This window comes from Lentzea kentuckyensis, assembly GCF_002150765.1.
Taxonomy (GTDB): Bacteria; Actinomycetota; Actinomycetes; order Mycobacteriales; family Pseudonocardiaceae; genus Lentzea; species Lentzea kentuckyensis.
This window is the reverse complement of record NZ_MUYM01000255.1, coordinates 1-1,588: the sequence shown is the minus strand read 5'-3', so window position 1 is coordinate 1,588 and position 1,588 is coordinate 1. Positions and strand designations below refer to the sequence as shown.

General features: G+C 65.1%; 1 protein-coding gene and 1 pseudogene. Both read right to left on the bottom strand.

The genetic code is table 11. From position 1 onward, the window contains the following. Positions 1-131 precede the first annotated feature (131 nt). The gene (locus tag B0F77_RS46515; RefSeq protein WP_065919117.1) at positions 132-476 is read right to left on the bottom strand and encodes an RNA polymerase-binding protein RbpA; all 345 of its coding nucleotides are present in this window, start codon (positions 474-476) and stop codon (positions 132-134) included. A 238-nt stretch (positions 477-714) separates the two neighbouring features. Beyond that, positions 715-1,307, bottom strand: a pseudogene (locus B0F77_RS46510) (thymidine kinase). Between the last annotated feature and the right edge of the window lie 281 nt (positions 1,308-1,588).

The following is a 1,588-nucleotide window of genomic DNA, read 5'->3' as shown; positions in this document are numbered from 1 at the left end:
ACGAAAGGTCCCCGCGTGTCGGAAGGTGGGGCTGATGGGGGCCTTGTGAGTGAACCCGCACCGGGGGGCCCCAGGCACGCAAAAAGCCGCCCCGGCGGGAGACCGGGACGGCTTGAAGCGTCTGCGACAGATCAGGCCGTGCGGGTGCGGCGTCCGCGAAGCTCTTCGAGGCGCTCGTCGAGCAGCTCCTCGAGCTCGGGGATGGACCGGCGCTCCAGGAGCATGTCCCAGTGCGTGCGCGGCGGCTTGATCTTCTTCACCTCCGGCTCGACCCCGTCGATGATCTTCGACTCGGTGCCGTGGAGGCGGCATTCCCAGGTCGGCGGCAGCTCGGCGTCGTCGGAGAACGGGACCTCGAAGTCGTGTCCCTTCGGGCAGGCGTACCGCGCTGCCCGGCGCGGAGCGAGATCGTGGTTGCGGTCGGTCTCGTAGCTGACTGCTCCGAGCCGGCTTCCACGCAAAACGCGGTCGGCCATGGCGGTGTCCTTTCGCTCGGCTCAGGGCCGGGGCCCAGGCTTCTTGCTCACCGTGTGCAACGCCCGGATTGCTCCGTTTGTTTCCGGTTCGCTCTCATGGTCGCCCACAGTGACGTCGTTCACTCGTCAACGAAGGCTTCCTACTAATGGATGCGATCGCCACAGGATCGTGACGCGTTATCAAGCTACTGTGCTCACGCGTCACTCTAATGGCCTAGCCAACCCTGTGGGTAACCGCCTAGGCCAAGCGCAGCTGGCCACTTTGTGCGACGTCAGGCCCTAGATCACCCAACCGGAAGTGACGCCGACAGAGCACTTGATAACGGACAGTAGTTTCCGTGGTATCGGTTACACCATTGCTCTCTGTACCCGATCGGTGCTGTTCCGTGTCCGTCGCCGTGTCCGCGACCAGAACCGTGTCTCCAGCGCGAATCACCCGTCCGGCCCGCACCCGCGCGTTGAACCGCCCCGGCACCCCGCACCAGCACAGCACCTCCACCTGGATCGCCTTCAGTTCGTCCGCCAGCTCGAACAACCGCTGCGAGCCGGGGAACAGCTCGCCGCGGAAATCCGTGGCGAGTCCGAAGCAGTAGACGTCGACCTGGACGTCGTCCGCGAGTTCGGAGAGTTGTTCCACCTGCTCGGGGGACAGGAACTGGGCCTCGTCGACGATCAGGTAGTCCACCCGCCTGCCCTCGGCCCACTCGGCGCGGACCAGCCGGCGGAGATCGTCGTCGCGGATCTCCACGGCTTCGCGGGTGATGCCGATCCGGCNNGCCGCGAGTTGTTGTGGTCGATCTGCAGCGCGAGCGTCGACTTGCCGCAGTCCATCGGGCCGAAGAAGAACTTGACGTGCCCGACCACCGGCGTCGACCGCCGGGAACCCGCGACAGGTACAGCGGACAGGGCGTCTGTCGGATCGGGGAGGGCGTCCACGGCGGGTCACCCTAGTGCCTGGCTCCTGATCAACAGGAATCCCCATGGCGTAACCCCGCTCATCGATCGGCCCTTCGCGTCGCCGGCGCAACTGTCAGCAGTTCATAGCCGCTGCGTAGATCGACTAAACATCATCTCGACTCGAACAGCTCGATAACTTCAGTATTGCCTGAAAC

Bases quoted from the DNA above. Each gene is read 5' to 3' on its own strand.
- B0F77_RS46515 (WP_065919117.1), bottom strand. From the start codon at position 476: ATGGCCGACCGCGTTTTGCGTGGAAGCCGGCTCGGAGCAGTCAGCTAC.